The sequence below is a fragment of the Kitasatospora sp. NPDC004723 genome (genome assembly GCF_040609255.1).
Taxonomy (GTDB): Bacteria; Actinomycetota; Actinomycetes; order Streptomycetales; family Streptomycetaceae; genus Kitasatospora.
Genome location: NZ_JBEXJT010000025.1, coordinates 59373 through 81966, shown reverse-complemented (window position 1 = coordinate 81966; position 22594 = coordinate 59373). Strand labels below are relative to the sequence as shown.

Genomic DNA, 22594 nt, shown 5'->3' with positions numbered 1-22594 from the left:
CGTCGGTTCTCTTCTCAGGGCCCCGTCGCCGAGGAGGCGGCGGGGCCCTCGCCGTGCTCGGCCGGGACGGCGGCGGGGTGCCCGGGGTCGAGCGGCGGGCCGTTGGTGGGGCAGGTGTAGCGGCAGTCCGGTTCGGCCACCGGGCGCTCGTCCGCCGGGGCCAGCACATTGCCGTGGACGGCGACCAGCGCGGTCAGCCCGCCGGCCACCAGGAGCCCGGCACAGATCAGCATCGCGGTGCGGAAGGCGGAGTCGACCGCGTGCGGCACCCGGTAGGCGTCCCCGCTGAGGCCGGCCAGCGCGGGCAGCGCGGCGACCGCCAGCAGGCCGGCCGCCCGGGCGGCGGCGTTGTTGACGCCGCTGGCGATGCCCGCGTGCCGCACGTCCACCGCCGCCAGCACGGTGGCGGTCAGCGGTGCGACCAGCAGCACCATGCCGAAGCCCATCACCGAGACGGCGGGCAGCACGTCCGTCCAGTACGAGGCGCCGGGGCCGATCCGCAGCATCAGCAGCACGCCCACCGCGCAGAGCATCGGGCCGACGGTGAGCGGCAGCCGGGGGCCGATCCGTTTGCCCAGCCGGCCGGCCCGGGCGGACAGCACCAGCATGATGACGGTGATCGGCACCAGGGCCAGCCCGGAGACCAGCGGGGAGAAGCCGGAGACGATCTGCAGCTGCACCACCAGCAGGAAGAAGACGCCGCTGAACGCCGCGTAGACGGCGAGGGTGACCAGGTTCACGGCGGTGAACAGCCGCGAGGAGAACAGGCCGAGCGGTAGCATCGGCTCCGGGGTGCGGCGCTCGACGGCGATGAAGGCGGATCCGAGCAGCAGTCCCGCCGCCCCGGTGACCCAGACCACGGGGGACAGCCCCTTCCCGGCGGCGGTCAGCGCATAGGTGACGGCGCCCAGCGCCAGGGCGGCCAGTGCCGCGCCGAGTACGTCGAAGCGGCCGGTCGCGGACTCGTCCCGGCTCTCCGGCACGTGCCGGGCGGACACCGCCACCACCAGCGCCGCCAGCGGCAGGTTCAGCAGGAAGATCCACCGCCAGCCGGGACCGTCCACCAGCCAGCCGCCGAGCAGCGGGCCGACCGCCGCCGACACCCCGCCGAACCCCGACCAGAGGCCGACGGCCGCCGAGCGGTCGTCCGGGTGGAAGACCGCCTGGAGCATCGCCAGCGAGCCGGGGGTGAGCAGTGCGCCGCCGATTCCCTGCACGGCGCGCGCGATGATCAGCACCTGGATGTTCGGCGCGGCGGCGCAGGCCGCGGAGGCGGCGGCGAACCAGACCACGCCGAGCAGGAAGATCCGGCGCCGTCCGTAGCGGTCGCCCAGCGCGCCGCCGAGCAGGATCAGGCCCGCCAGGGTGAGCAGATAGGCGTTGAGCGTCCATTGCAGGGCGTCGAGTTGGGCGCCGAGATCGGCGCCGATCCGGGGCAGCGCGACGTTCACGACGGTCCCGTCGAGCATCGCCATGCTGGAGCCGAGCACCGTTGCCAGAAGTACCCAGCGACCCTGCGCGGTGCCCAACCGCAGGGTGCCGGCCTCGGAGGTGGCCACGGCCCATGGTGCGTCCCGTGGGGCCCACGTGACAAGGGTCACCGGGGGTGTGTCGGGTGGTGGCCTCTCCGTAAGTGATCGCATACGTACTGGTTTTCATATGGGCGCAGGGTTGCGGATCACGTGCGCACCGTCAATGGATTGTGTGCGTACTGTGCATGCATTCCGAGCGGAGCGTCACGGCAATGCGGACTTTGGTCCCGGGTCGCGTAGATCGACATTGCTTCACCCGAACGGATGAGTTTTAGTTCAGCGACCGCCCGGCGTCAGCCCGGGTGGCCACCGGGTGGAACGCCTAGTCCTGCCGCTGCCCGGTGGTACGCAACGAACTCTGTACGGCAGGAGCGGGGGACCCACAGGTAAGTCGCCGGACCGGTATTTCCCGCGGTCCGGCTTGGGGTGAAGCCGCCTTTATCGGCGGCCGGGCAACTCCAGCCCGAACCCGACAGCTCACCTCGCAGGCGTCGGAGAGGACCTTTCGCATGCCCGCACAGGCTCGTCGTATCGCCCTGCCCCGCGCCGCTCGCATCGGCATCGCCACCGCCGTCACCGGTGCCGCCTTCGCCCTCCCGCTGGTGACCACCGTCACCGCCCAGGCCCACGAGGTGCCGGCCGCGAAGCCCGCCGCTCCGGCCGCCCAGGCCGCCCCGGCCGCTGCTCCGGCTGCTCAGGCCGCCCCGGCCGCTGCTCCGGCTGCTCAGAGCGCCCCGGCCGCCCCGGTCGAGGAGAGCTACAAGGTCGTCGGCGGGGACACCCTGTCGAAGATCGCCGCCGCGAAGCACGTCGACGGTGGCTGGCAGGCGCTGTACGAGCACAACCGCTCGGTCGTCGGCGCCAACCCGAACCTCATCTTCCCGGGCCAGAAGCTCGCGCTCGGCAGCAAGGCGGCTCCGGCCGCCAAGCCGGCCGCGCCCGCCGCCCCGGCCACCAAGTCGGCCGCTCCGGCCGCGAAGCACACCGCTCCGGCTGCCAAGCCCGCTGCTCCGGCCGCCAAGCCCGCCGCCCCGGCCACCACGCCGGCCGTCCCGGTCGGCAAGCCCGCCGTCCAGCCGCTCACCGCCCCGGTGGTCACGACCCCGGTCGTCGCCGCCACCTCCGGCTACACCACCCCGGTGGCCAACCCGAAGCTCGGCACCGCCTACGGCGTGGCCGGCTCGATGTGGTCCTCCGGCCACCACACCGGCGCCGACTTCATCGCCTCCACCGGCACCCCGCTGCGCGCCGTCGCCAACGGCACCGTGGTGAAGGCCGGCAACGGCGGCGCCTACGGCAACGAGGTCGAGATCAAGCTCGCCGACGGCAAGTACGCCCAGTACGCGCACCTGTCCTCGATCGGCGTGAAGATCGGTCAGACCGTCACCGTCGGCCAGCAGATCGGCCTCTCCGGCGCCACCGGCAACGTGACCGGCCCGCACCTGCACTTCGAGATCCGCACCGGCTCGGAGTACGGCTCGGACATCAACCCGATCGCCTACCTGCGGGCGCACGGCGTCGCGATCTGACCCTCGGGTCGGATCACACCCACCACCGCTGGGTGCGGGGCGAAACGACTCTCCCGGAACGGTCATGTCGGGTGACCGCTCGACCGGGTGATCGCCGCACCTCAAGCGGACCGACGGGCGCGGGACACGCCCGTCCGGCCGGCCCGGCTCGCGAGACCTCTCTCGCGAGCCGGGCCGGCCGCCTTCGTACGCGGTCGCGGCCGGGCCGGTTCCGCTCGAACGCGGCAGCCGGTGGTCGAACAGGTCGTCAACCCGGTGGTGGTGACGCCGGGTCGGCTTGTTTTGCGGGTCGGTGCGCCGCGCCCCGATGCTGTCGGGTTGGCACCGCCCGACCGGTCCGGCGGGCGGCACGGGCACGGCGGGTGAAGGGGGCCGGATGGCCATCCAGCGCGGGGACGCGGTCGGGAACACGGTCGGGGACGCGGGGGTGGAGCGGCTGAAGGCCGACTCGGTCGGCCTGGCGGGCGTGGTGTTCATGGCGGTCGCCACGGCCGCGCCGATCACCGCGATGACCGGCAACCTCCCGATCGTCGTCGGCCAGGGCAACGGCGCCGGCGCGCCCGCCGCGTACGTCTTCGCGACCCTGGTGCTCACCGTCTTCTCGGTCGGCTACGTGGCGATGGCCCGCCACATCACCGCGGCCGGGGCGTTCTACGGCTACATCTCGCACGGGCTCGGCCGGGTCCTCGGGATGGCCTCGGGGCTGCTGGCGGTGCTCGCGTACATCGTCTTCGAGGCGGCGGTGATCGGCTTCTTCGCGTACGCGCTGCGCGGGCTGGTCGCGGCGCAGCTGGGGGTGGAACTGCCCTGGGGCTGGTACGCGGCGGCGGGACTGCTGGTGATCGCGGTGATGGCCTGGTTCGACCTGCACCTGACCGCCCGGGTGCTCGGGGTGGCGCTGGTGCTGGAGATCGCCGTGCTGGGCGCCGTCGCGCTGGCGGTGCTGTTCACCGGCGGCGGACCGGACGGGATCGTCGGGGAGGCGCTCGATCCGCTGAACGCCTTCCGCGGTGTGGACGGCACGGGGACCGGGGGTGCCGGGCTGGGACTGTTCTTCGCGTTCTGCTCGTGGGTCGGCTTCGAGTCCACCGCGATGTACGGGGAGGAGTCCCGCGACCCCGAGCGGGTGGTGCCCAGGGCGACGCTGATCTCGGTGGTCGGGGTCGGTCTCTTCTACGTCCTGGTGTCGTGGATGATCGTCTCCGGCAACGGCGCGCGGCACGCGGTGGACGTCGCGGGCGGCCTGGTGCCCGGCAAGGACGGCAACAGCCTGTTCTTCGACCCGCTCGGCGCGCACCTCGGCGGCTGGGCGGTCACGGTCTTCCGGTGGCTGGTGGTGAGCGGCTCCTTCGCCTGCGCGATGGCCTTCCACCAGTGCGCGGCCCGGTACCTGTACGCGATCGGACGCGAGGGGTTCATCCACCGGGCGCTCGGGCGCACCCATCCCCGGCACGGCTCGCCGCACGTCGCCTCGCTGGTCCAGTCGGTGATCGCGGCGGCGCTGGTGGCCGGGTTCCTGGCGGCCGGGATGGACCCGTACACGCATCTGTACACCCTGCTGGCCCTGCTCGGGACGATGGCGATCCTGATCGTGCAGACGCTCTGCTCGTTCGCGGTGGTCGGCTACTTCCACGTGCTGGGCCGTCATCCGGGGACCGCGCACTGGTTCCGGACGCTGGTGGCGCCGCTGGTCGGCGGGGTGGCGATGGCGGGGGTGGTGGTCCTGCTGGTGGTCAACCGGGAGGCCGCCGCCGGTGCGGCCGCCGGCACGCTGCTGTTCCGGCTGATCCCGTTCCTGGTGATCGGCACCTTCCTGGGCGGGATCGGGCTGGCGCTGTGGATGCGCGCCCGCCGTCCGGACCGGTACGCCCGGATGGGGCGGATCGTCCTGGCGGACGCGGCGGAGCGCTCCGACGGCGCGGCACCGGTCGGGGCCTGACGGTGCATCAGTGGGTGCTGCTGCCTCGGCGGTTGGCGGCTCAGTGGCGGCGGGTGGGGAGCGCCTGTTCGGCGGCGGTCACCAGTTGGTGCACCCGGTGGCCGAACTCGTCGGCGTCGCGGGCGGGTTCGGGGAAGACCAGCCGGACGTCGCGGTGGCCCTGCGGGTGGTCCAGGCGCAGCACCAGGCCGTACCGGTCGAGGGCGAGCGGTCGGACGGCGGGTCCTGCGGCGAGCAGTGCCGGGTCGACCAGACGGGTGAGCAGGTCGAGCGCGTCCCGGTGGCCGTCGGCCAGGTGGGTGAGCAGACCGGCCTCGAAGCGGGCGAGCGGGTCGGGGGCGGCGGCCGCGAGGTCGGCGCCGGTGATCGCGGTGGTGCCGTACGGGGTGGAGAGCACCGCGTGGGCGACGTCCAGGCGGAGGTGGACGCTGAGGCCGTCGTCGGCGAGGTGGGTGAGGTGGAGCCGGCCGGCCAGGGTGAGGCGGCCGCGGACCCGGTCGCGGACGGCCACCGGGGCGATGTCGGTGAGGTCGAGCACGACGGCGAGGCCGTCCTGTTCGCGGGCGGCGGCGACGGTGAGCGGGGCGTCGAGCGGGGCGCGCAGTCGCAGCCGGGAGCCGTGCACCGAGACGGGGGTGGTGAGTTCGTGGTGCTCGCCGTTGGCCCGGAGGACGACCGAGGAGGTGGCGGTGAGCAGGCTGCCGATCCGTTCGGCGGCGCTCGGCTCGGCGGCGGCCGCTTCGGCGGTCCCGCCGGCCGGGGTGGTCGCGGCGTCGAGGGGGTGCGGGCTCATGGGTTCGGGACCTCCGGCTGGCTGCCTGCCTGTTGGTTAGGTGAGCCTAACCTAACGATGTGGGGGGTGGCAGGGCAAGGCGCCGGGTGGGCGGAAACACGAAGGGCCCGGACGCGAGGTCCGGGCCCTTCGACGGTGACGGCGGGGTCAGCCGACGACCGCCTGGGCGTCGATCTCCACCAGCATCGGCTCCTGCGGCAGTTCGACGAAGATCGTGGTGCGGCACGGCTTCACGCCGCCCGGCTTGACGTTCTCCTCGATGAACTCGGCGTAGACCTCGTTCATCAGCGGGAAGTCGGCGCGCTTGGTGAGGTACACGCGGAACATCACCACGTCCTCGATGGTGGCACCGCCCGCCTCGACGATCGCCTTGACGTTCTCCAGCGTGCGGCGGGTCTGCGCCTTCACGTCGCCGTGGTACAGGTACTCGCCGGTGGCCGGGTCCTGCGGGCCCTGGCCGGAGACCTGGAGGATCGGGCCCTTGCGGACGCCCTGGGAGAACATCCAGGCCGGGGCGGGGGCGCCGTCGGTGCGGATCTCGGTCTTGTCGCTCATGCGGGTTCGCTTCCTCGGTGGGGTGCGGTCGGGGATTCGGGGGTTCGGGGGTGTCGCGGGGTTCTTGGACGGTGTCGCGGGTGCGGCGGGTTCAGGGGTGGTTCGGGGGCTGGCCGCAGTCGGCGGAGATCGCCCGGGTGGTGGCGAGCAGCTGCGGCAGCAGTTCCAGCACCTGCTCGTACGGGAGGACGACGTCCGGCACGGAGATCGAGGCGGCGGCCACCACCCGGCCGCTGGCGTCCCGGATCGGCGCGGCCACGCAGTTGATGAACGCCTCGTGCTCGGCGTGGTCCTGCGCCCAGCCCTGGGCGGCGACCTTCTCCAGCTCCGCGAGCAGTGCCTCGGGCGTGGCCAGGGTGCGGGGGGTGTGCGGGACGAAGTCGATCCCGGCCACCACCCGGCGCCGCTCCGGCACGGGTAGGTCGGCGAGCAGCACCTTGGAGACCGCGGCGCTGTGCAGGGCGGCGCGCAGACCGATCCGCGAGTACATCCGCACCGGGTGGCGGGAGTCGTACTTGTCGATGTAGACCACCTCGCCGCCCTCGTACGCGGCCAGGTGCACGGTCTGGCCGGTGGCGGCGTTCAGCTCCGCGAGGTGCGGGGCGGCGATCCGGCGCACCCCGCGCTGCTCCAGGGCGAGGCCGGAGAGGGCGAAGAGGCCGGCGCCCAGGTGGTAGCGGTAGCCGGCGTCCCGGTAGACGAATCGTTCCTCTTCGAGGGACTGGAGCAGTCGCAGCACGGTCGTCTTGTGCACGCCGAGCACCTCGGCCAGCTGGTCCAGGGAGCGCTCGCCCTCGCCGAGCTCGGCGAGGATGCGCAGGGCGCGGGTGACGGTCTGGCTCATGGTGCTCCAAGGGCCGGGGCGGCGGCCGGTCGAGGGTCGGCGGCACCGCCCCCGGGGGCGGCGGTCTCCGTGGTGCGCGCGGGGGCGGTCGGGGCGGACAGGACAGGAGACACGATGCCATCCGCCGATACCCGGGTGGCCGCCCAGTCCTCGGGTGCGGCGTCGAGCAGGGCGGCGACCACCGCGGCGGGCGGCAGTTCGGCCTGGTCGCCGTGGGCGGTCAGCGCGCAGGCCGCGCTCAGGTGGCCCAGTCGCAGCCGGCGGCGCTGGTCGAGGCCGCGGACGGTGCCGGCCAGGTAGCCGGCGGCGAAGGCGTCGCCGGCGCCGGTCGCCTCGACCACCTCGACCGCCAGGGCCGGCTCGCCGACCGCGCTGCCGTCGCGCCCGATCGCGGTGACCAGACGGGCGGCGTCCTTGACCACCAGGGTGGCGGGGGAGGGGAAGCGTCGGCGCAGCTCCTGCGGGTCGCCGGTGCCGAAGGCGGTCTCGGCCTCGTCGGCGCCCAGCAGCAGCAGGTCGGCGGCGTCGAGCAGCGGCGGCAGCACCGAGGGGTCGCGCTCGCGCCAGAGCGCGGGGCGCCAGTTGAGGTCGAAGCTGACCAGCCGGCCGGGGCGGCGGTCGGCGAGCAGGGCGCGGAGCAGCGCGAGGCAGTCGTCGGAGAGGGCGGCGGTGATGCCGGACAGGTGCAGCAGCCGGGCCCCGTCCAGCAGCCGGGCGGCGGCCGGGTCGGTCAGCAGGGCGGGCGAGAGGGCGGCGGCGGCCGAGCCGCGCCGGTGGTAGTGCAGCCGGCTGCGGCCCGGACCGAGGTCGTGGCGCTCGCCGGTGGTGCCGCCGACCTCCTTGAGGTAGAGGCCGGTCGGGCGGTGCGGGTCGACGGCCACCGCGGAGACGTCCACGCCGCGGGCGGTCAGCTCGCCGAGCAGGCGGCGGCCGAAACCGTCGTCGCCGACCCGGCTGATCCAGGCGCTCGGCACCCCCAGGGCGGTCAGGGCGCCGGCCACGTTGGACTCGGCGCCGCCGACCGAGAGGCTGAAGGTCTCCACCGACTCCAGGGGGCCGGGCCGGTCCGGGAGGAGGACGGCCATCGACTCGCCCACGCAGACGGCCACCGGGGCAGGTCCGGAGGAGCCGGGGGCGGACGGGGTGGACGGGGCGACCGTCGGACGGTCGGGCTGTGGGGTGCCCGGGCTCACGGCGGCGTCCTGGCGTGGCATCTGCTGGGCTCCTCGGAGTGCTGCGGCCCGGCCGGGTGGGGGGTGCTGTGGCGAGCCTGCCTGACCCGCCGGTGGCGGGCGGCTGTCGTTGACCTTCGTCCGGCGCCGATGCTAGAACCGTGTTGCCAGCATGTGCAACCCTCATTGCGTATGTTGCAACATGGCAGATGGAGGAAGACGGTGGACCAGACCTTCGCAAGCAGCGGTACCGGCCCCGGCCCTGGCCTCGACACCCGAGCGGTGGCGGCCCTGGCCGAGGAAGTGCTCGACTGGCGGTTCAAAGCGCTGCCACCGGCCGCCGCCGGCCTGACCGTCCGCCAGTACCTGGCCACCGGCCCCACCCTCGCCGACCTCGGCACCCCGCTGCTCACCCTCGACGCGGGCGCCCTCGACCACAATCTGCGCACCATGGCCCGCTGGTGCGCCGACGCCGGTGTGGCGCTCGCCCCGCACGGCAAGACCACCATGGCGCCCGCGCTCTGGCAGGACCAGCTGGCCGCCGGCAGCCACGGCATCACCCTCGCCAACCTGCCGCAGCTGCGCGTCGCCCGCGCCTTCGGCGTGCGGCGGGTGCTGCTCGCCAACTCGCTGCTCGACCCGGCGGGCCTGCGCTGGCTGGCCGGTGAGCTGGCCGCCGACCCGGACTTCGCCTTCGCCTCCTGGGTGGACTCGGTCGACAGCGTCCGGCTGATGGACGAGGCGCTGCGCGCGGCCGGCGCCGAGCGCCCGGTCGAGGTGCTGGTCGAACTCGGCGGCCCGCGCGGGCGCACCGGCGCGCGCACCGTCGACGCGGCGGTGGAGATCGCCGAGGCCGTCCGCAGCGCCCCGACCCTGCGGCTGGCCGGCATCGGCGGCTACGAGGGCGCGCTGGCGCACGACGCGAGCGAGGGCGGCCTCGCCGCCGTCCGCGGCTACCTGCGGTCGCTGGCCGAACTGCACGGGCGGCTCGCCGGCCGGTACGCGGACGGCGCCGCGCCGGTCGTGACGGCGGGCGGCAGCGCCTACTTCGACCTGGTGGCCGAGGAGCTGGGCGCGCTGCCGGAGGCGTTCGTGGTGCTGCGCTCGGGCGCGTACGTGGCCCACGACGACGGCTTCTACCGGGGCATCTCGCCGCTCGCCCGCGGGGCCGGCCGCGACGGCGGGGCGCTGCGCCCGGCCCTGCACGGCTGGGCCCGGGTGGTGTCCAGGCCGGAGCCGCAGCTGGCGCTGCTGGACGCGGGCAAGCGCGACCTGCCGTTCGACGAGGGCCTGCCGGAGCCGCAGCGGGTGCGGGGCGGCGCCGAGCTGACCGGCACGGCGGCGCGGATCACCGCGCTCAACGACCAGCACGCCTTCCTGCGCGACGCGGGCGACCTCGCCCCGGTCGGCGCCGTGCTGCGGCTGGGGATCTCGCACCCGTGCACCGCGTTCGACAAGTGGGCGCTGATCCCGGTGCTGGACGACGCCTCGGCGGCCGAGCCGAAGGTCACCGGCCTGGTCAGGACGTTCTTCTGATGGGCGGCGAACCGGCTGACGGCCGGGCGGGGGCTCGCGGGGAAGCGGCTCGCGGGGCAGCGGCTCGCGGCGCGGGGGCTCGCGGTGCGACGGTGTTCCGGGGCGCCACGGTCGTCGACGGCACGGGCGCCGGGCGGTACCGGGCGGACGTGCGGATCGCCGACGGGATGATCGTCGAGGTCGCCGGTCCCGGCACAACGGCGGGTGGTACAACGGCGGGCGGCGCGGCGGCGGGCGGCGCGGTCCGGGTGGTCGACGCGGACGGGCTGGTGCTGGCCCCCGGTTTCATCGACATGCACGCCCACTCCGACCTGGCCCTGCTGCGCGAGCCCGAGCACCCGGCCAAGGTCACCCAGGGCGTGACCTGCGAGGTCCTCGGCCAGGACGGCCTGTCCTACGCGCCGGTCGACGACCGCACGCTGCCCGCGCTGCGCCGCCAGATCGCCGGCTGGAACGGCGACCCGGACGGCTTCGACTGGGACTGGCGGACCGTCGGCGGCTACCTGGACCGGCTGGACCGGACCGGCCCCGCCGTCAACGCCTGCTACCTGGTGCCGCACGGCTCGCTGCGGATGCTCGCCATGGGCTGGGAGAACCGCGCCCCGAGCGAGGCCGAACTCGACCGGATGCGCGAGCTGTTGGCGCAGGGCCTCGCCGAGGGCGCGGTCGGCATGTCCAGCGGCCTGACGTACGCGCCCGGCATGTACGCCAGGACCGAGGAGCTGGTCGAGCTCTGCCGGGTCGTCGCCGGCTACCGCGGCTTCCACGCCCCGCACCAGCGCTCCTACGGCGCGGGCGCGTTGGAGGGGTACGCGGAGATGGTCGAGATCGCCCGACGGTCCGGCTGCCCGCTCCACCTCACCCACGCCACGATGAACTTCGGCGTCAACGAGGGCCGGGCCGGCGAACTGCTGGACCTGGTCGACCGCGCGCTCGACGACGGCGTGGACCTCACCCTGGACAGCTACCCCTACCTGCCCGGCTCCACCACCCTGGCGGCCCTGCTGCCCGGTTGGGCCACCGAGGGCGGCCCGCAGGCCACCCTGACCCGGCTCGTCGACCCGGCCGCGCGCGAGCGGATCCGGTACGAGGTGGAGGAGAAGGGCAGCGACGGCTGCCACGGCGTGGTCACCGACTGGGCCACCATCCAGCTCTCCGGCGTCGGCACCCCCGAACTCGCCGACGCCGTCGGCCGGACCGTCGCCCAACTCGCCGACGCGCAGGGGCGCAGCGGCACCGAGGTCTTCCTCGACCTGCTGCTCCGCGACCAGTTGGCCACCACCATCCTCCAGCACGTCGGCCACGAGGAGAACGTCCGGGCGATCATGCGCCATCGCGCGCACACCGCCGGCAGCGACGGACTGCTCGTCGGCGCCCGGCCGCACCCGCGTGCCTGGGGCACCTTCCCGCGCTACCTGTCCCGCTACGTCAGGGAGTTGGGCGTACTGACGCTGGAGGAGGCGGTCGCCCGGATGACCGGCCGGCCGGCCGCCCGGCTGCGCCTGCACCGGCGCGGGCGGATCGCCGCCGGGTACCACGCCGACCTCGTCCTGTTCGATCCCGACCGGGTCCAGGATGCCGCCACCTTCGAACAGCCCCGGCGGCCCGCCGTCGGCATCGAGCACGTCTACGTCAACGGCACCGCCGTCGTGGAGCAGGGCCGCACCACCGGTGCGCGCCCCGGCCGGGCGCTGCGCCGGACCGGTCGGGGGGCGGAGGCCGTATGAGGCCCGGACGCCATGACGCCGAGTGGTCCGTGAATTCGAGTGAATGGATGGAAACCCTGTGAATCCCGCGAACCCGAGTCCTGCGAGCCCCGTGAGCCCCGTGAGCGCTGTGGGCGCTGTGAACCCGAGCCCCGCCGACCCGGGTCCGGGCCGTCGGACGGCCCCCGACGCGGCCGTCGTGACGGAGACGCGGGCCGCGCTCGCCGCCGAACCGGTGATCGCGGTCGTCCGCGCCCCCCGGATACCGGACGCCGCCGCGCTCTGCGCCGCACTGGCGGAGGGCGGCATCACCTGGACCGAATTCACCTTCACCACACCTGATGTGACGATCCATCTGGAAAAGGCGGCGCAGGCCGGCCACCGCGTCGGCGTCGGCACGGTGCTCACCGCCGAGCAGGCCCAAAGCGGCCTCGCCGCCGGCGCGACGTTCCTGGTCACCCCCGGTCTGCGCGCCGAGGTGGCGCACGCCGCGCACGCGGCCGGGGTCCCCGTGGTGCTTGGCGCGCTCACCGCGACCGAGGTGGCCCAGGCGGTCGACCTCGGCGCCGCGGCCGTGAAGATCTTCCCGGCCCGGGCCTTCGGACCCGGCTACTTCAAGGACCTGCGCGGGCCGTACCCGGACGTCCCGCTGGTCGCCTCCGGCGGCGTCAACGCGGGCAACGCGGCGGAGTTCCTGGCGCACGGCGCGCTGGCGGTCTGCGCCGGGACGGACGTGGTGGCGCCGGAGGTGGTCGCGGCCGGGGACTGGGCCGAGATCACCCGGCGGGCGCGGGCGTTCACGCAGGCCTGCGCGTCCCGCTGACGGACTCGCCCGGCGGCCGGCCCCGGTTGTGGTGGGCCGGGCCACCGGGCGGCAGCGGTGGCGGCGGGGTGGCGGGAACGGTGGCGGCGGGGGCGCGGGGGAGTGGAAGGGGCTCGGGAGGGCGCACGGTCGGGCCGGGCGCTGCTTCCGGGAACCGCGCGACGGTCCAGGAGTGGCCGGGCCGGACTGTTGGGGCGGCCGGGATTCGACGAGAATCGGTAGCCCCCCGGCACCCGGCAGGAGGATCCACCCATGACCTCGACCCGCCCCGGCCCCGACTGGCTGACCGACGCCGTGCTCTACCAGATATACCCCCAGACCTTCGCCGACTCCGACGGCGACGGCATCGGCGACTTCGCGGGCATCACCGACCACCTCGACCACCTCGCCTGGCTGGGCGTGGACACGGTCTGGCTGAACCCGTGTTTCGCCTCGCCGTTCCGCGACGCGGGGTACGACGTCACCGACTACCTCACCCCCGCCCCGCGCTACGGCACCACCGAGGACCTCGCCGCCCTCGTCGAGGCGGCGCGCCGCAGGGGCATCCGGGTGCTGCTGGACCTGGTCGCCGGCCACACCTCCGATCAGCACCCCTGGTTCCGCGCATCGGCGCAGGACCCGTCCGACCACCGCTACATCTGGTCGGAGCGGCCGGTGGAGGGCTTCGTCGCCTCCCCGGGCGAGCGGACCGGCTGGTACCGGCCGAACTTCTTCGACTGCCAGCCGGCGCTCAACTTCGGTTACGCGCGCGGCAATCCGGACGAGCCCTGGCGCCAGTCGGTGGACGCCGAGGGCCCGCGCGCCAACCGCGCCGCGCTGCGCGCGATCATGGCCCGCTGGCTCGGCCTCGGCGTGTCGGGCTTCCGGGTCGACATGGCGTCCTCGCTGGTCAAGGACGACCCCGGCTTCGTCGAGACCGGCAAGCTCTGGACCGAACTGCGCGACTGGCTCGACCGCGACCACCCGCAGGCGGCCCTGTTCGCCGAGTGGGGCGACCCGGCCGCCGCCGTCACCGCCGGCTTCCACGCCGACTTCCTGCTCCAGTTCGGCGGCACGGATGACGGCCTGCCGCTGCGCTCGCTGTGGAACAACAACGCGGGGACGGTGAAGGAGTACTGGAAGCAGGGCCCGTGCTACTTCGAGGCCGAGGGGCGCGGAACACCGCAGGTGTTCCTGGACGCCTGGCGCTCGGCGGCCGAACTCACCGAGGGCACCGGGCACATCGCCCTCCCCACCGCCAACCACGACTTCTCCCGGCTGGCGACCGGTCCGCGTTCCGCCGACCAGCTGGCCCCGGCCTTCGCCCTGCTGCTCACCTGGCCGACCCTGCCGGCGGTCTACTACGGCGACGAGATCGGCATGCGGTTCGTGCCGGACCTGCCGGACACCGAGGGCAGCGGGCTCACTCCGACGTACAACCGGGCCGGCTCGCGCACCCCGATGCAGTGGGCGCCCGGCCCGAACGCGGGCTTCTCCACCGCGCCCGCCGAGCGGCTCTACCTGCCGGTCGACCCGGACCCGCACCGGCCGGACGTCGCCACCCAGCGGGCCGACCCGACCTCGCTGCTGCACACCGTGCGGCGGCTGATCGCGCTGCGCCGGGCGCACCCGGGGCTGGGCGCGCGGGGCTCGGTGGAGGTGCGGCACGCCGGGTACCCGCTGGTCTACACCCGCGCCGGGCGGTACCTGGTGGCGGTCAACCCGCGCCGGGATCCGGCGGTGGTGCCGGCGGACGTGGCGCTCGGCGGGCACGGCCGGGCTCGGCCGCTGGACGTGCAGGGCGTGCGCGTCGGCGCGGGGGGCGAGCTGCAGGCGGACGGGTTCTCGTACGGCGTGTTCGAGCTGGGGTAGCGCCGTAGGGGGCGGGGTGGCGCCGTGCAGGCGGCGGCGGGCGGCGCGCTGGACGTCAGCACGCTGCCGGACCGCGCGACCGCCGAGCAGCGGCTGCTCGACCGCGACCTGGTCGGCGCGTTCGTGCCGGACGCCGGCCATGATGGTGCTGTTCGTGATGCTGAACTTCACCAGCTCGGGCGGTGTCTACCGGTCGGACCTGCAGAACGGGTTCTTCGGTGGGCTGCACTCCTTCTGGACCGGCGCCGGCTTCCTGGAGGGCGCGCGCAGCCTGCTGTACTTCGACGGCGGCGCCGGGTTCGGCGGGGACGTGCTGGTGCTGGTGCTCTGGCTGGTGGCCGCGGGTGTGCTGGTGACCGGTGCGGGGCTGTACGAGAGGCGCGGCCGGGCGACGGGCGAGCAGGCGGGCGGTGAGGCCGCGGGTTCCGGCACCGAGGAGTTCGGGACGGAGGAGGTCGGGACGGAGGAGTTCGGGACCGAGAACTCCGGGGCCGAGGAGGAGATGGAGGAGTCGGCGGTCGCGGTCTGACCGTTCGGGCGCACGCGCGGTCGTGGGACCGTGGGAGCGTGGGACGCCGCACTGCTTCACCGGGTGCCAAGGGCATCGGCGCCCGGTGGGGATCAGGGGCCCGCGACCGGTTCTGGACAAGCCGGTCGCGGGCCCCGCCGTCGCTGCCCGTCAGGGCGCCGGGCGTCGACGCGCGGCCGACCGGGCGATCCTCGCGGCGGCACAGCCCGGCGCCGCCGGGGCCACCGGGCGCGCGTGCTGTGCTGACGAGGGCCGCCATCCGCCGTCCCCCTGAGGAGTCCCGCCGTGCCCCGACCGTTCCGCCGCGCCGCCCGCCCGGCCCCGGCCGCCCTGCTGTCCGGTGCCCCGGCCGCCGTCCTGGCGCTGGCGCTGCTCGCCGCCACACCGGCCGTGGCCGTGGCACCGCCGCTCTCCGACCCCCGGATCGTCGCCCACTTCGACATCGCCCAGCACCTCCAGCCCGAGAACATCGCGGTGGAACCCGACGGCTCGGTGGACCTCACCTTCTCCTTCGCCCGCCAGGTCGGCCGCGTCGACCCGGGCGGCCGCCTCACCGTCCTGGCCACCCTGCCCGAGCCCGCGCACCCGGCGACCCCCGTGCTCGGCCACGCCGCCGTCTCCGGACTGGTCCGCGCCCACGACGGCACGCTGTACTTCGGCTACGCCACCGGTACCGCGGACCTCACCGGCATCTGGCGGCTCTGCCCCGGCGGCGCGCCCGAGCGGATCGCCGCGCTCCCCGCGGACAGCCTGCCCAACGGCCTCGCGCTGGACGCGCCCGCGGGCGTGCTGTACTCCTCCGACTCGGCGCTCGGCCTGGTCTGGACCGTCCCGCTGGACGGCGGCGCCCCGGCGGTCTGGTCGGACGACGCCCTGCTCAAGCCGGTCAGCGCCTTCGGCGCCAACGGCCTCAAGGTGCACCGCGGCGCCGTGTGGGTCGGCAACACCGACACCGGCTCCCTGCTGCGCATCCCGGTGCGCCCGGACGGCGCGGCCGGTCCGGCGGAGGTCCGCGCCGACGGCCTCGCCGGGCTCGACGACTTCGCCTTCGTCGGTCCTGGTGACGACCTGCTCGCGGCGCTCAACCCCGCCAGTGAGGTCGTGCACCTCGGCCCGGACGGCTCCCGGCACACCGTCCTCGACGCGGCGGACGGCCTCTCCAACCCCACCGCGGTCGGCATCGGCGGGGACACGGTGTACGTGCCGAGCGCCGCCTACTTCACGATGGCCGACCCGAACCTGCTGGCGGCGACGCTGGAACGCTGACCCGGGCCGGGCCGGCGCACATCCGCGGGCCCGGTTCGGCGAACACCCGGGGGGCGGGTGAAGCAGCAGTCGCCGCAGACGCCGGCCTGCGGGCCGACCCGGTAGTACAGGCAGCAGCTGGTGCGCCGGAACGCCGCGCCGGTGGGCGTCCCGGTGAGCGTGCCGGTTCCGGCCAGCGGCGGACGGTCGAGCAACTCGGCGACGAGTGCCCGGGCCGGGGGGACGTGCGGGGCGTGGGCGTCCAGCATCCGCAGCGCGCCGGCCAGGGCGGAGGCCGCGTTGCCGCGCAGGAGCCCCTCGGAGAGCGGGACCACGGACCGGACGGCCGCCGCCAGGTCCGCCAACTGCCCCTCGACGACGGTCCGCCGGACGCGGTCGGCGAGCGGGGCCCGGTCGGCCGGGGCGGCCGGCTCCGGCGGGGGCGAGTACGGCAGCCACAGGTCGATCGGCCCCTGCTCGGGGACCCGGACCCAGGCCCGCTCCGGCCCGAGGTCGGGCACCTCACCGAGCAGGACGGCCGCGCCGAGGCCCACCGAGCAGAACCTGGCGGCCAGACCGAGGTGCAGGATGGACGCCGCGACCCGTGGCTCGGCGGTGCCCAGGCGCCGGGCCACCTCCCGCACCCGTCGGGCCAACGGCCCGTCCGGGCCCGGGGCGTAGAACTCCCGTAGCGGCCGGAAGCCCGGTGGCGGGGCCTGGGCGGGCCCGGTGGCGGCGTCCAGGGCGAAGTACGGGCCGACGGCGGCGAGCCGGCCGTAGTCGGGCGGCGCTTCGCTCATCGGGGTGGTCCTCCGCTTCGGTCTCCGTGTCCGTGTCCGTGTCCGTGTCCGTGTTCCGTGTTCCGTGCGCGTGCCCGCGCTCCGTGCTTCGGTGTTCCGTGCTCTCGGCCGGGGCGCCGGTGCCGGTCCGGACGAACGGTACCGTGCGGGCGGCTTCGGGCGCGGCTTCGGGGACGTCACAGGAGCCGCAGGACGCCCGGGGCGCGCTCCTCGAAGATCGTGACCAGCCAGTCGAACACCGTCGGCCCGCGTCCCGCTCGCGCCTCGGCCAGCTCGGCGGCCACGGCCGGGCGGTTCGTGGGGTGGCAGCGCGCCAGCCGGAGCTCCAGCTGACGGGCCGTCTCGGCGTGGCCCAGGTGCTCGCGGGAGGCCCGGTGGTCGTGCCACTCCACCACGAAGTCGTCGTCGTCCGGCGTGCCGAACCCGCCGCCGAGGCAGTCGGCGAGGGCGTCGAGGTTCCGGCCGAAGTAGCCTCCGGGGCCGTTGACCGCCTCGCCGATCGCGCGCCAGAAGTCGTCCGTCGTACCGATCCGCGTGCCGTCCAGCACGTACACCTTCGTCATGGCTTCGGAGGATACGGGCCGGGCCCGGGAGGGGGCGAAGGGCGGTGGGCGGCCGGACCGTAGGCTCGGAGCCATGCCTGTCGAGTCCGGCCCGGTGCCGTCCACACCCGGTGCGTCGTCCGCTGTCGGCGCGCGGTTGCGCAGGCCCGTGGGGGCGGTGGCGGCGTGCGCCGTCCTGCTGCCCGTCGTACTGGCGCACCCGGGGCAGCGTGCGGCCGCGCTGCTCCTGGCGTCCCTGGCCGCGGTGGTGGTCCTGACGGCCGTGCTGCCCTGGCCGTGGCGGCGGGTGACGCTCGCGGGGGCGGCGGGCGGTGTGGCGGCGCTCTCGCTGCTGCTCGACCTCGCCTACTCGGGCCCGTACCGGCTGTCCGCGTTCTGGCTGCCGTTCGAGTGGACGGCGCTGGTGGTGCTCGCCGGGCGGGTGGCGCGGCGCTCCCGCGGCCGGTGGGCGGGTGCGGTCGGCACGCTGGCGGTCGCGGCGGTGGCGGCCGTTCCGCTGCGCTGGACCCTGCGGACGCCGGGCGCGGCCTGGGCCGGTTCGCTGGCTGCCGTGCTGCTCTCGCTGCTTCCGCTGACCGTGGTGGTCGGGGTCTGCCTCTACCTGCGGGTGCTGGACGCGCGGCGCGAGCGGGCGGTCTCCCGGGCCCGGCGCGAACAGCGGCTGGAGGTGGCGCGCGGGCTGCACGACTTCGTGGCGCACGAGATCACCGGCATCGTGCTGGAGGCGCAGGCCGGGCAGCTGCCGGGCCAGACACCGGAGGAGACGGCGGCCCTGCTGCGCCGCCTGGAGGAGGCCGGGCTGCGGGCACTGGACTCGATGGACGCGATGGTGGGCGCGCTGCGGGAGCCGCGCGAGGACGGGGGCGGCGTGCACGCCGGGGCGGGCACGCCGGGGGCGACCCGCGTGTACGGGCTGGCTGACCTGCCGGAGTTGGTGGAACGTTTCGGCACGACCGGGCCGACCCGGGCCCGGCTGGAGGCGGCGCCGGAGGCCGTGGGCCTGCTCTCCGGGGAGGCCGAGGCCACCGCGTACGCGGCGGTACTGGAGGCACTGACCAATGTGCGGCGGCACGCGCCAGGAGCCGGGGAGGCGGTGGTGCGGGTGGAGGTGCGGCCGGGCGGCGGCGGGGATCCGGGAGCCGGCGGGGGCGTGGTGGCCGCGGTCGTGGTGTCGGTGAGCGACGACGGCGGGGGCGGCTCCGGGGTCAGGGGCCTGCTCCGGCGGCGACCGGGCAGCGGCGGTACCGGGCTGGTGGGGCTCGCCGAACGGCTCGCCGCGCACGGCGGCACGCTGGAGGCGGGGCCGCTGCGGCCGGCGGGGTGGCGGACCGGCTGCGAACTGCCCGTCAGGTAGGCCGATCGGCAGGGGTGGCGGGGGAAATCGCTGGTCGAAGATCTGCCGATCGGCAGATGGCGGCGGCGCGGCGGGAGGGGATGCTCGTAGCCGTGACCGACGCGCCCGTCGAAGGAGAAGCCGCCATGACCGCCATGACCGCCATGACCGCCGTGCCCGCCGTGCCCGCCGTGCCCGCCGTGCGTGTTGTGCCCGCCGTTCGCGCAGAACCTGTTGTGCCCGCCGATCCGAACCGGCTCGACGCGGCCGTCGCCGCGCCGGCTTCCGTCCGGGGCCGTCGAGGTCGCCGTCGCCTCGGGCCCGGACGGCGGCCGGGGCCGGGCGCGGGCCGGATACCCGTCGCGGGTGCGGCCTTGGCGGTGACCGTTCTGCTGACCGCCGTCGCCGGCTGCGCCAAGGCGGGGGACGCCGATCCCGAGTCGACGGTCTTCACGTTCAGCGGCAGCACCCTGAACGTCGTCGCGCTGCACCACGTGCCGACCGACCTGGTCGCGGCGGACCGTCAGGACGTCAAGGTGACCCGGTGGTTCAAGGCGGACGGGATCGGCAAGGAGCGGAGCAGCTGGGTACTGGAGGAGAACACGCTGACCCTGGAGGCGAGTTGTTCGGGTTTCGCCAACTGCGACGCGCGGTTCCGCGTCGAGGTGCCGTTGAACACGGCCGTGCTGCGCGACGGGAAGAAGACCGACCTCAAGGGCGCCGGGCCCGCCTGAGTCCCGGCCTCTCGGAGCGGCGCGCGTCACCGCCGTCTGTCACCGCCGTGCGAGACTGCCGTGCGTGACGAGTCCGAACCCGGAACCCATCCGCACGCTGATCGCCGACGACCAGGAGGCCGTGCGCCGGAGCGTACGGCGGATCCTGGACGCCCAGCCCGACATCACCGTGGTCGGCGAGGCGGCCGACGGCGTCGCCGCGCTCGAACTCGCGGCGGAACTGCGCCCGGACGTCGCGCTGGTGGACATCCGGATGCCTCGGATGGACGGGCTGGAGCTGACCAGGCGGCTGGCCGCTCCGGGGGCGGTGACACCGGTGCGGGTGGTGGTGCTGACCACCTTCGACCTCGACGAGTACGTCTACCCGGCGCTGCGGCACGGGGCCTCCGGGTTCCTGCTGAAGCGCTCCGGTCCGGCGCTGCTGGCCGAGGCGGTTCGCGCGGCGGCGGGCGGGGAGAGCCTGATCAGCCCGTCGGTCACGGTGCGGCTGCTGCGGCACATGGCCGCGCCCCGGCGGATGGACCGGCGCTCCGCTCCGGCGGCGCCGCTGACCGAACGCGAGGTGGAGATCGCCGGCCAGGTCGCGGCCGGGCGGACCAACGCGGACATCGCCGCCGAGCTGTTCATCTCCCCGGGCACGGTGAAGACCCATGTGGCCAGCATCCAGCGCAAGCTCGGGGTGCAGAACCGGGTCGGCATCGCCGTGCACGCGTGGGAGATGGGCTACGCGGTGCCGCCCGCGCAGTGACGCGGCTGACGGTCGGTGGTCGGTGGCGGGGCGTGCGGAACCTGCGAGGTGGAGGCTGGCCTCCGGACGTGACGTCCTCCGGCCATGTGGTTCGATCGTCGACCGAGGTACCAGCGGCAGACCCTGATCCGTCTCGATCTGTCGCCACTGCCTCCTGCGGTCGAACTTCCTCGACGACCCCGCAGGTCCACTACCATGATGCGCCCGGGATGGTGGATGCACCAGAGGCTCCGGGAAGATTTCTCCTGAACCATCCCGAGTTGCCCGAATCGGGCGGGCGGGTCAGTCGCGCAGCGCGTCCTTGCGCAGGAACCGCTTCAGGCGCTGCCACGGCCAGGTGTTGATGACGTCCTCGGCGGTCAGCCAGGCGCGCTGCGCCGTGCCGATCCCGTACCGGGGGTAGGCGAGGTGCGGGGTGGCGTGCGCGTCGCTGTCGATCGCGAACTTCACGCCGTGGCGCTTGGCCCGGAGCACGTCCTCGTCGCGCAGGTCGAGGCGCTGCGGCGAACTGTTGATCTCGACGGCGGTGCCGGTCCGGGCGGCGGCCGCGAACACGGCGTCCAGGTCGACGTCGATCGGCCCGCGCCGGCCGATCCGCCGGGTGGTGAGGTGGCCGATGACGTGCACGTGCGGGTTCTCGCAGGCCCGGATCAGCCGGCGGGTCTGGGCGTCGCGGTCCGCGCCGAAGTGCGAGTGGACCGACGCCACGCAGACGTCGAACCCGGCCAGGAACTCGGCCGGCCAGTCCACGGTGCCGTCCGGTCCGATGTTCAGCTCGGTACCGTGCAGCAGCCGCATCCGCCGGTGGCGCCCCGCCAGTTCGCGCAGCCGCTCGCGCTGGGCGAGCATCTTCTCGTCGGTCATCCGCTGCATCACCAGGTCCGGGGCGTGGTCGGTGACCGCGAAGTAGGCGTAGCCGCGGGCGGCCGCGGTGTCGATCATCTCCTCCAGGGTGGCCAGGCCGTCGGTCAGGTCGGTGTGGGTGTGCAGGTCGCCGCGCAGGTCCGCCTCGGTCACCAGCTCCGGCAGTTCGCCGCGCAGGGCGGCCTCGATCTCGCCCCGGTCCTCGCGCAGCGGTGGCGCGATCCACGGCAGGCCGAGTGCCGCGTACACCTCGTCCTCGCTCGCCGAGACGATCTTGGCGCCGCCCTCGGCCTCGAACAGCCCGTACTCGGAGAGCTTCAGCCCGGCCCGGACCGCCATCGTCCGGAGCTTGATGTTGTGCGCCTTGGAGCCGGTGAAGTACACCAGCGCCGCGCCCCAGTCCTCCTCGGGGACCACCCGCAGGTCGACCTGGATGCCCTCCGTGGTGCGTACCGAGGTCTTCGTCGGCCCGCTGCCGATCACCTCGGCCGCGTAGGGGAGTCCGGTGAGCGCGGCCATCAGGGGCGCCGAGTCCTCGGCGGTGGCCAGCACGTCGATGTCGCCGACCGTCTCGCGCATCCGGCGCAGCGAGCCCGCGTACGCGCAGCGGGTGCACCCGGGGACGGCCCGCAGTGCCGCGACGAGCTGGTCGGCCAAGGCGGTCGCGGTGTCAAGCAGGGTGCGGCCGCCGGACTGCCGCATCAGCTCGATGCCGTGCAGGATCTTCTCGCCGCTGCGCTCGCCCAGGCCGGGCACCTCGCTCAGCCGGTCGGCGCGGATCGCCTCGGCGAGCTCGTCGACGGAGGCGATGCCGAGGTCGCGGTAGAGGGCGAGGGCGCGCTTCGGGCCGACGCCGGGGATGGACATCATGGCGCGGACGCCGGCCGGGATCTTGGCCCGGAGCGATTCCAGGGCCTCGATCCGCCCGTCGGCGAGGTACTCGGCGATCTTCTCGGCGGTGGACCTGCCGACGCCCGGGATCTGCTGGAGTCCCTTGACGTCCAGGCCGTCGATGTCGTCGGGGTGGCCGCCGACCGCCCGGGCGGCCTTCTCGTAGGCGCGGGCGCGGAAGCCGTCGCCACCGGTGATCGAGATCAGGTCGGCGTACTCCTGGAGCAGCTCCCTGACCTTGTCGTTGAGCCGGGCCATGGGGTCAGTCTAGGTTCGCCGGGCGGAGCGGGCCGGGCGGAGCCGGCCGGACCCCGAGGGTGGCGGCGGCGATGCGGCGGTGGCCGGGCGGCGGGGTGGGCGGCGGTGCGGGAGACCGGCGGGCAGTGGTTTTGGGGGCGCACGGCGCAGGGCGCGCGCCGGTGTGGTGCTCCCGACGGTCGGCGGGGGACGGCCCCGCTGGTCGGAGGGGTGGCAGTGCCCCCAGGGGCCCGAGAGCCGGATTGTCACCCGGGCGGCGGGGACGCAGGCTTGGCCCAGGGCCGGGGAGACGGCCCGCACCGGGCCGCCGCGGAGGCGGTGGATCCGGTCCGCGCGGGACGAGGGGCAG

At 75.0% G+C, this 22594-nt stretch carries 18 protein-coding genes, 1 pseudogene and 1 riboswitch; of the genes and pseudogenes, 11 read left to right on the top strand and 8 right to left on the bottom strand.

Translation table 11 applies throughout. The features are described 5' to 3' along the window. Positions 1–14: 14 nt before the first annotated feature. Complete coding sequence (locus ABZW10_RS23220) at positions 15–1643, bottom strand: MFS transporter (RefSeq protein WP_355368966.1); 1629 nt, start codon at positions 1641–1643, stop codon at positions 15–17. A gap of 228 nt (positions 1644–1871) precedes the next feature. Then, a riboswitch (cyclic di-AMP (ydaO/yuaA leader) is annotated at positions 1872–2038 on the top strand. Positions 2039–2041: 3 nt separating this feature from the next. Between ABZW10_RS23220 and ABZW10_RS23215 the strand changes: the two genes are divergently transcribed. Together ABZW10_RS23215 and ABZW10_RS23210 are read left to right on the top strand one after the other, a co-directional pair. Beyond that, positions 2042–3061, top strand: coding sequence for a LysM peptidoglycan-binding domain-containing M23 family metallopeptidase (locus tag ABZW10_RS23215; protein ID WP_355368964.1), 1020 nt, complete (start codon positions 2042–2044; stop codon positions 3059–3061). Between the two features lie 376 nt (positions 3062–3437). Further along, on the top strand, positions 3438–5000 hold the full coding sequence (locus ABZW10_RS23210; protein WP_355368962.1) for an APC family permease: 1563 nt from the start codon (positions 3438–3440) through the stop codon (positions 4998–5000). Positions 5001–5040: 40 nt separating this feature from the next. Here the strand turns inward: ABZW10_RS23210 and ABZW10_RS23205 are convergent, their stop codons facing one another. From ABZW10_RS23205 to ABZW10_RS23190, 4 genes are all read right to left on the bottom strand, one after another. Further along, positions 5041–5793 carry a DUF2470 domain-containing protein gene (locus tag ABZW10_RS23205; RefSeq protein ID WP_355368960.1) on the bottom strand — a complete coding sequence of 251 codons (753 nt, stop codon included), beginning with the start codon at positions 5791–5793 and terminating at the stop codon, positions 5041–5043. Positions 5794–5940: 147 nt separating this feature from the next. Then, on the bottom strand, positions 5941–6348 hold the full coding sequence (locus ABZW10_RS23200) for a RidA family protein (protein ID WP_355368958.1): 408 nt from the start codon (positions 6346–6348) through the stop codon (positions 5941–5943). Between the two features lie 91 nt (positions 6349–6439). Further along, positions 6440–7192 (bottom strand): IclR family transcriptional regulator, encoded by a 753-nt coding sequence (locus ABZW10_RS23195; protein WP_355368956.1) that lies wholly within the window; start codon positions 7190–7192, stop codon positions 6440–6442. Beyond that, on the bottom strand, positions 7189–8406 hold the full coding sequence (locus ABZW10_RS23190; RefSeq protein ID WP_355368954.1) for a sugar kinase: 1218 nt from the start codon (positions 8404–8406) through the stop codon (positions 7189–7191). The genes ABZW10_RS23195 and ABZW10_RS23190 overlap by 4 nt, the downstream gene beginning before the upstream one ends. A 180-nt stretch (positions 8407–8586) precedes the next feature. On the opposite strand from ABZW10_RS23190, the gene ABZW10_RS23185 reads away from it, so the two are divergent. From ABZW10_RS23185 to ABZW10_RS23160, 6 genes and pseudogenes are all read left to right on the top strand, one after another. After that, entirely contained in the window at positions 8587–9900 is a 1314-nt protein-coding gene (locus ABZW10_RS23185) for an amino acid deaminase (protein ID WP_355368952.1), read from the top strand. 92 nt (positions 9901–9992) lie between these two features. Next, the gene (locus ABZW10_RS23180) at positions 9993–11627 is read left to right on the top strand and encodes a D-aminoacylase (protein ID WP_355368950.1); all 1635 of its coding nucleotides are present in this window, start codon (positions 9993–9995) and stop codon (positions 11625–11627) included. Between the two features lie 178 nt (positions 11628–11805). After that, positions 11806–12429: a bifunctional 4-hydroxy-2-oxoglutarate aldolase/2-dehydro-3-deoxy-phosphogluconate aldolase gene (gene eda, locus ABZW10_RS23175; RefSeq protein WP_355368948.1), complete on the top strand. Its 624-nt coding sequence runs from the start codon at positions 11806–11808 to the stop codon at positions 12427–12429. Positions 12430–12681: 252 nt separating this feature from the next. Then, complete coding sequence (locus ABZW10_RS23170; RefSeq protein ID WP_355368946.1) at positions 12682–14280, top strand: alpha-amylase family glycosyl hydrolase; 1599 nt, start codon at positions 12682–12684, stop codon at positions 14278–14280. A gap of 139 nt (positions 14281–14419) precedes the next feature. Beyond that, positions 14420–14668: pseudogene (locus ABZW10_RS23165) on the top strand (hypothetical protein); the annotation flags it as partial. 426 nt (positions 14669–15094) lie between these two features. Then, positions 15095–16075 (top strand): hypothetical protein, encoded by a 981-nt coding sequence (locus tag ABZW10_RS23160; protein WP_355368944.1) that lies wholly within the window; start codon positions 15095–15097, stop codon positions 16073–16075. Here the strand turns inward: ABZW10_RS23160 and ABZW10_RS23155 are convergent. Together ABZW10_RS23155 and ABZW10_RS23150 are read right to left on the bottom strand one after the other, a co-directional pair. Continuing rightward, positions 16024–16854 (bottom strand): (2Fe-2S)-binding protein, encoded by an 831-nt coding sequence (locus ABZW10_RS23155; protein ID WP_355368942.1) that lies wholly within the window; start codon positions 16852–16854, stop codon positions 16024–16026. The two genes, ABZW10_RS23160 and ABZW10_RS23155, sit on opposite strands and share 52 nt — an antisense overlap. A 176-nt stretch (positions 16855–17030) precedes the next feature. Beyond that, positions 17031–17417 (bottom strand): barstar family protein, encoded by a 387-nt coding sequence (locus tag ABZW10_RS23150; protein WP_355368940.1) that lies wholly within the window; start codon positions 17415–17417, stop codon positions 17031–17033. A gap of 73 nt (positions 17418–17490) precedes the next feature. Between ABZW10_RS23150 and ABZW10_RS23145 the strand changes: the two genes are divergently transcribed. The 3 genes from ABZW10_RS23145 to ABZW10_RS23135 all read left to right on the top strand — a co-directional run bounded on the left by ABZW10_RS23145 (position 17491) and on the right by ABZW10_RS23135 (position 20232). After that, complete coding sequence (locus ABZW10_RS23145; protein ID WP_355368938.1) at positions 17491–18771, top strand: histidine kinase; 1281 nt, start codon at positions 17491–17493, stop codon at positions 18769–18771. A 359-nt stretch (positions 18772–19130) separates the two neighbouring features. Then, entirely contained in the window at positions 19131–19484 is a 354-nt protein-coding gene (locus tag ABZW10_RS23140; RefSeq protein WP_355369025.1) for a hypothetical protein, read from the top strand. A gap of 64 nt (positions 19485–19548) precedes the next feature. After that, entirely contained in the window at positions 19549–20232 is a 684-nt protein-coding gene (locus ABZW10_RS23135) for a response regulator transcription factor (protein WP_355368936.1), read from the top strand. A 282-nt stretch (positions 20233–20514) separates the two neighbouring features. On the opposite strand, the gene polX is transcribed toward ABZW10_RS23135, so the two are convergent. Beyond that, positions 20515–22245 (bottom strand): DNA polymerase/3'-5' exonuclease PolX, encoded by a 1731-nt coding sequence (gene polX / locus ABZW10_RS23130; protein ID WP_355368934.1) that lies wholly within the window; start codon positions 22243–22245, stop codon positions 20515–20517. Positions 22246–22594 lie beyond the last annotated feature (349 nt).

Excerpts from the sequence above, each read along its gene's own strand:
- ABZW10_RS23220 (WP_355368966.1), bottom strand. The coding sequence starts at position 1,643 with ATGCGATCACTTACGGAGAGGCCACCACCCGACACACCCCCGGTGACC.
- ABZW10_RS23215 (WP_355368964.1), top strand. The coding sequence starts at position 2,042 with ATGCCCGCACAGGCTCGTCGTATCGCCCTGCCCCGCGCCGCTCGCATC.
- ABZW10_RS23210 (WP_355368962.1), top strand. The coding sequence starts at position 3,438 with ATGGCCATCCAGCGCGGGGACGCGGTCGGGAACACGGTCGGGGACGCG.
- ABZW10_RS23205 (WP_355368960.1), bottom strand. The coding sequence starts at position 5,793 with ATGAGCCCGCACCCCCTCGACGCCGCGACCACCCCGGCCGGCGGGACC.
- ABZW10_RS23200 (WP_355368958.1), bottom strand. The coding sequence starts at position 6,348 with ATGAGCGACAAGACCGAGATCCGCACCGACGGCGCCCCCGCCCCGGCC.
- ABZW10_RS23195 (WP_355368956.1), bottom strand. The coding sequence starts at position 7,192 with ATGAGCCAGACCGTCACCCGCGCCCTGCGCATCCTCGCCGAGCTCGGC.
- ABZW10_RS23190 (WP_355368954.1), bottom strand. The coding sequence starts at position 8,406 with ATGCCACGCCAGGACGCCGCCGTGAGCCCGGGCACCCCACAGCCCGAC.
- ABZW10_RS23170 (WP_355368946.1), top strand. The coding sequence starts at position 12,682 with ATGACCTCGACCCGCCCCGGCCCCGACTGGCTGACCGACGCCGTGCTC.
- ABZW10_RS23155 (WP_355368942.1), bottom strand. The coding sequence starts at position 16,854 with ATGAGCGAAGCGCCGCCCGACTACGGCCGGCTCGCCGCCGTCGGCCCG.
- ABZW10_RS23150 (WP_355368940.1), bottom strand. The coding sequence starts at position 17,417 with ATGACGAAGGTGTACGTGCTGGACGGCACGCGGATCGGTACGACGGAC.
- ABZW10_RS23145 (WP_355368938.1), top strand. The coding sequence starts at position 17,491 with ATGCCTGTCGAGTCCGGCCCGGTGCCGTCCACACCCGGTGCGTCGTCC.
- polX (WP_355368934.1), bottom strand. The coding sequence starts at position 22,245 with ATGGCCCGGCTCAACGACAAGGTCAGGGAGCTGCTCCAGGAGTACGCC.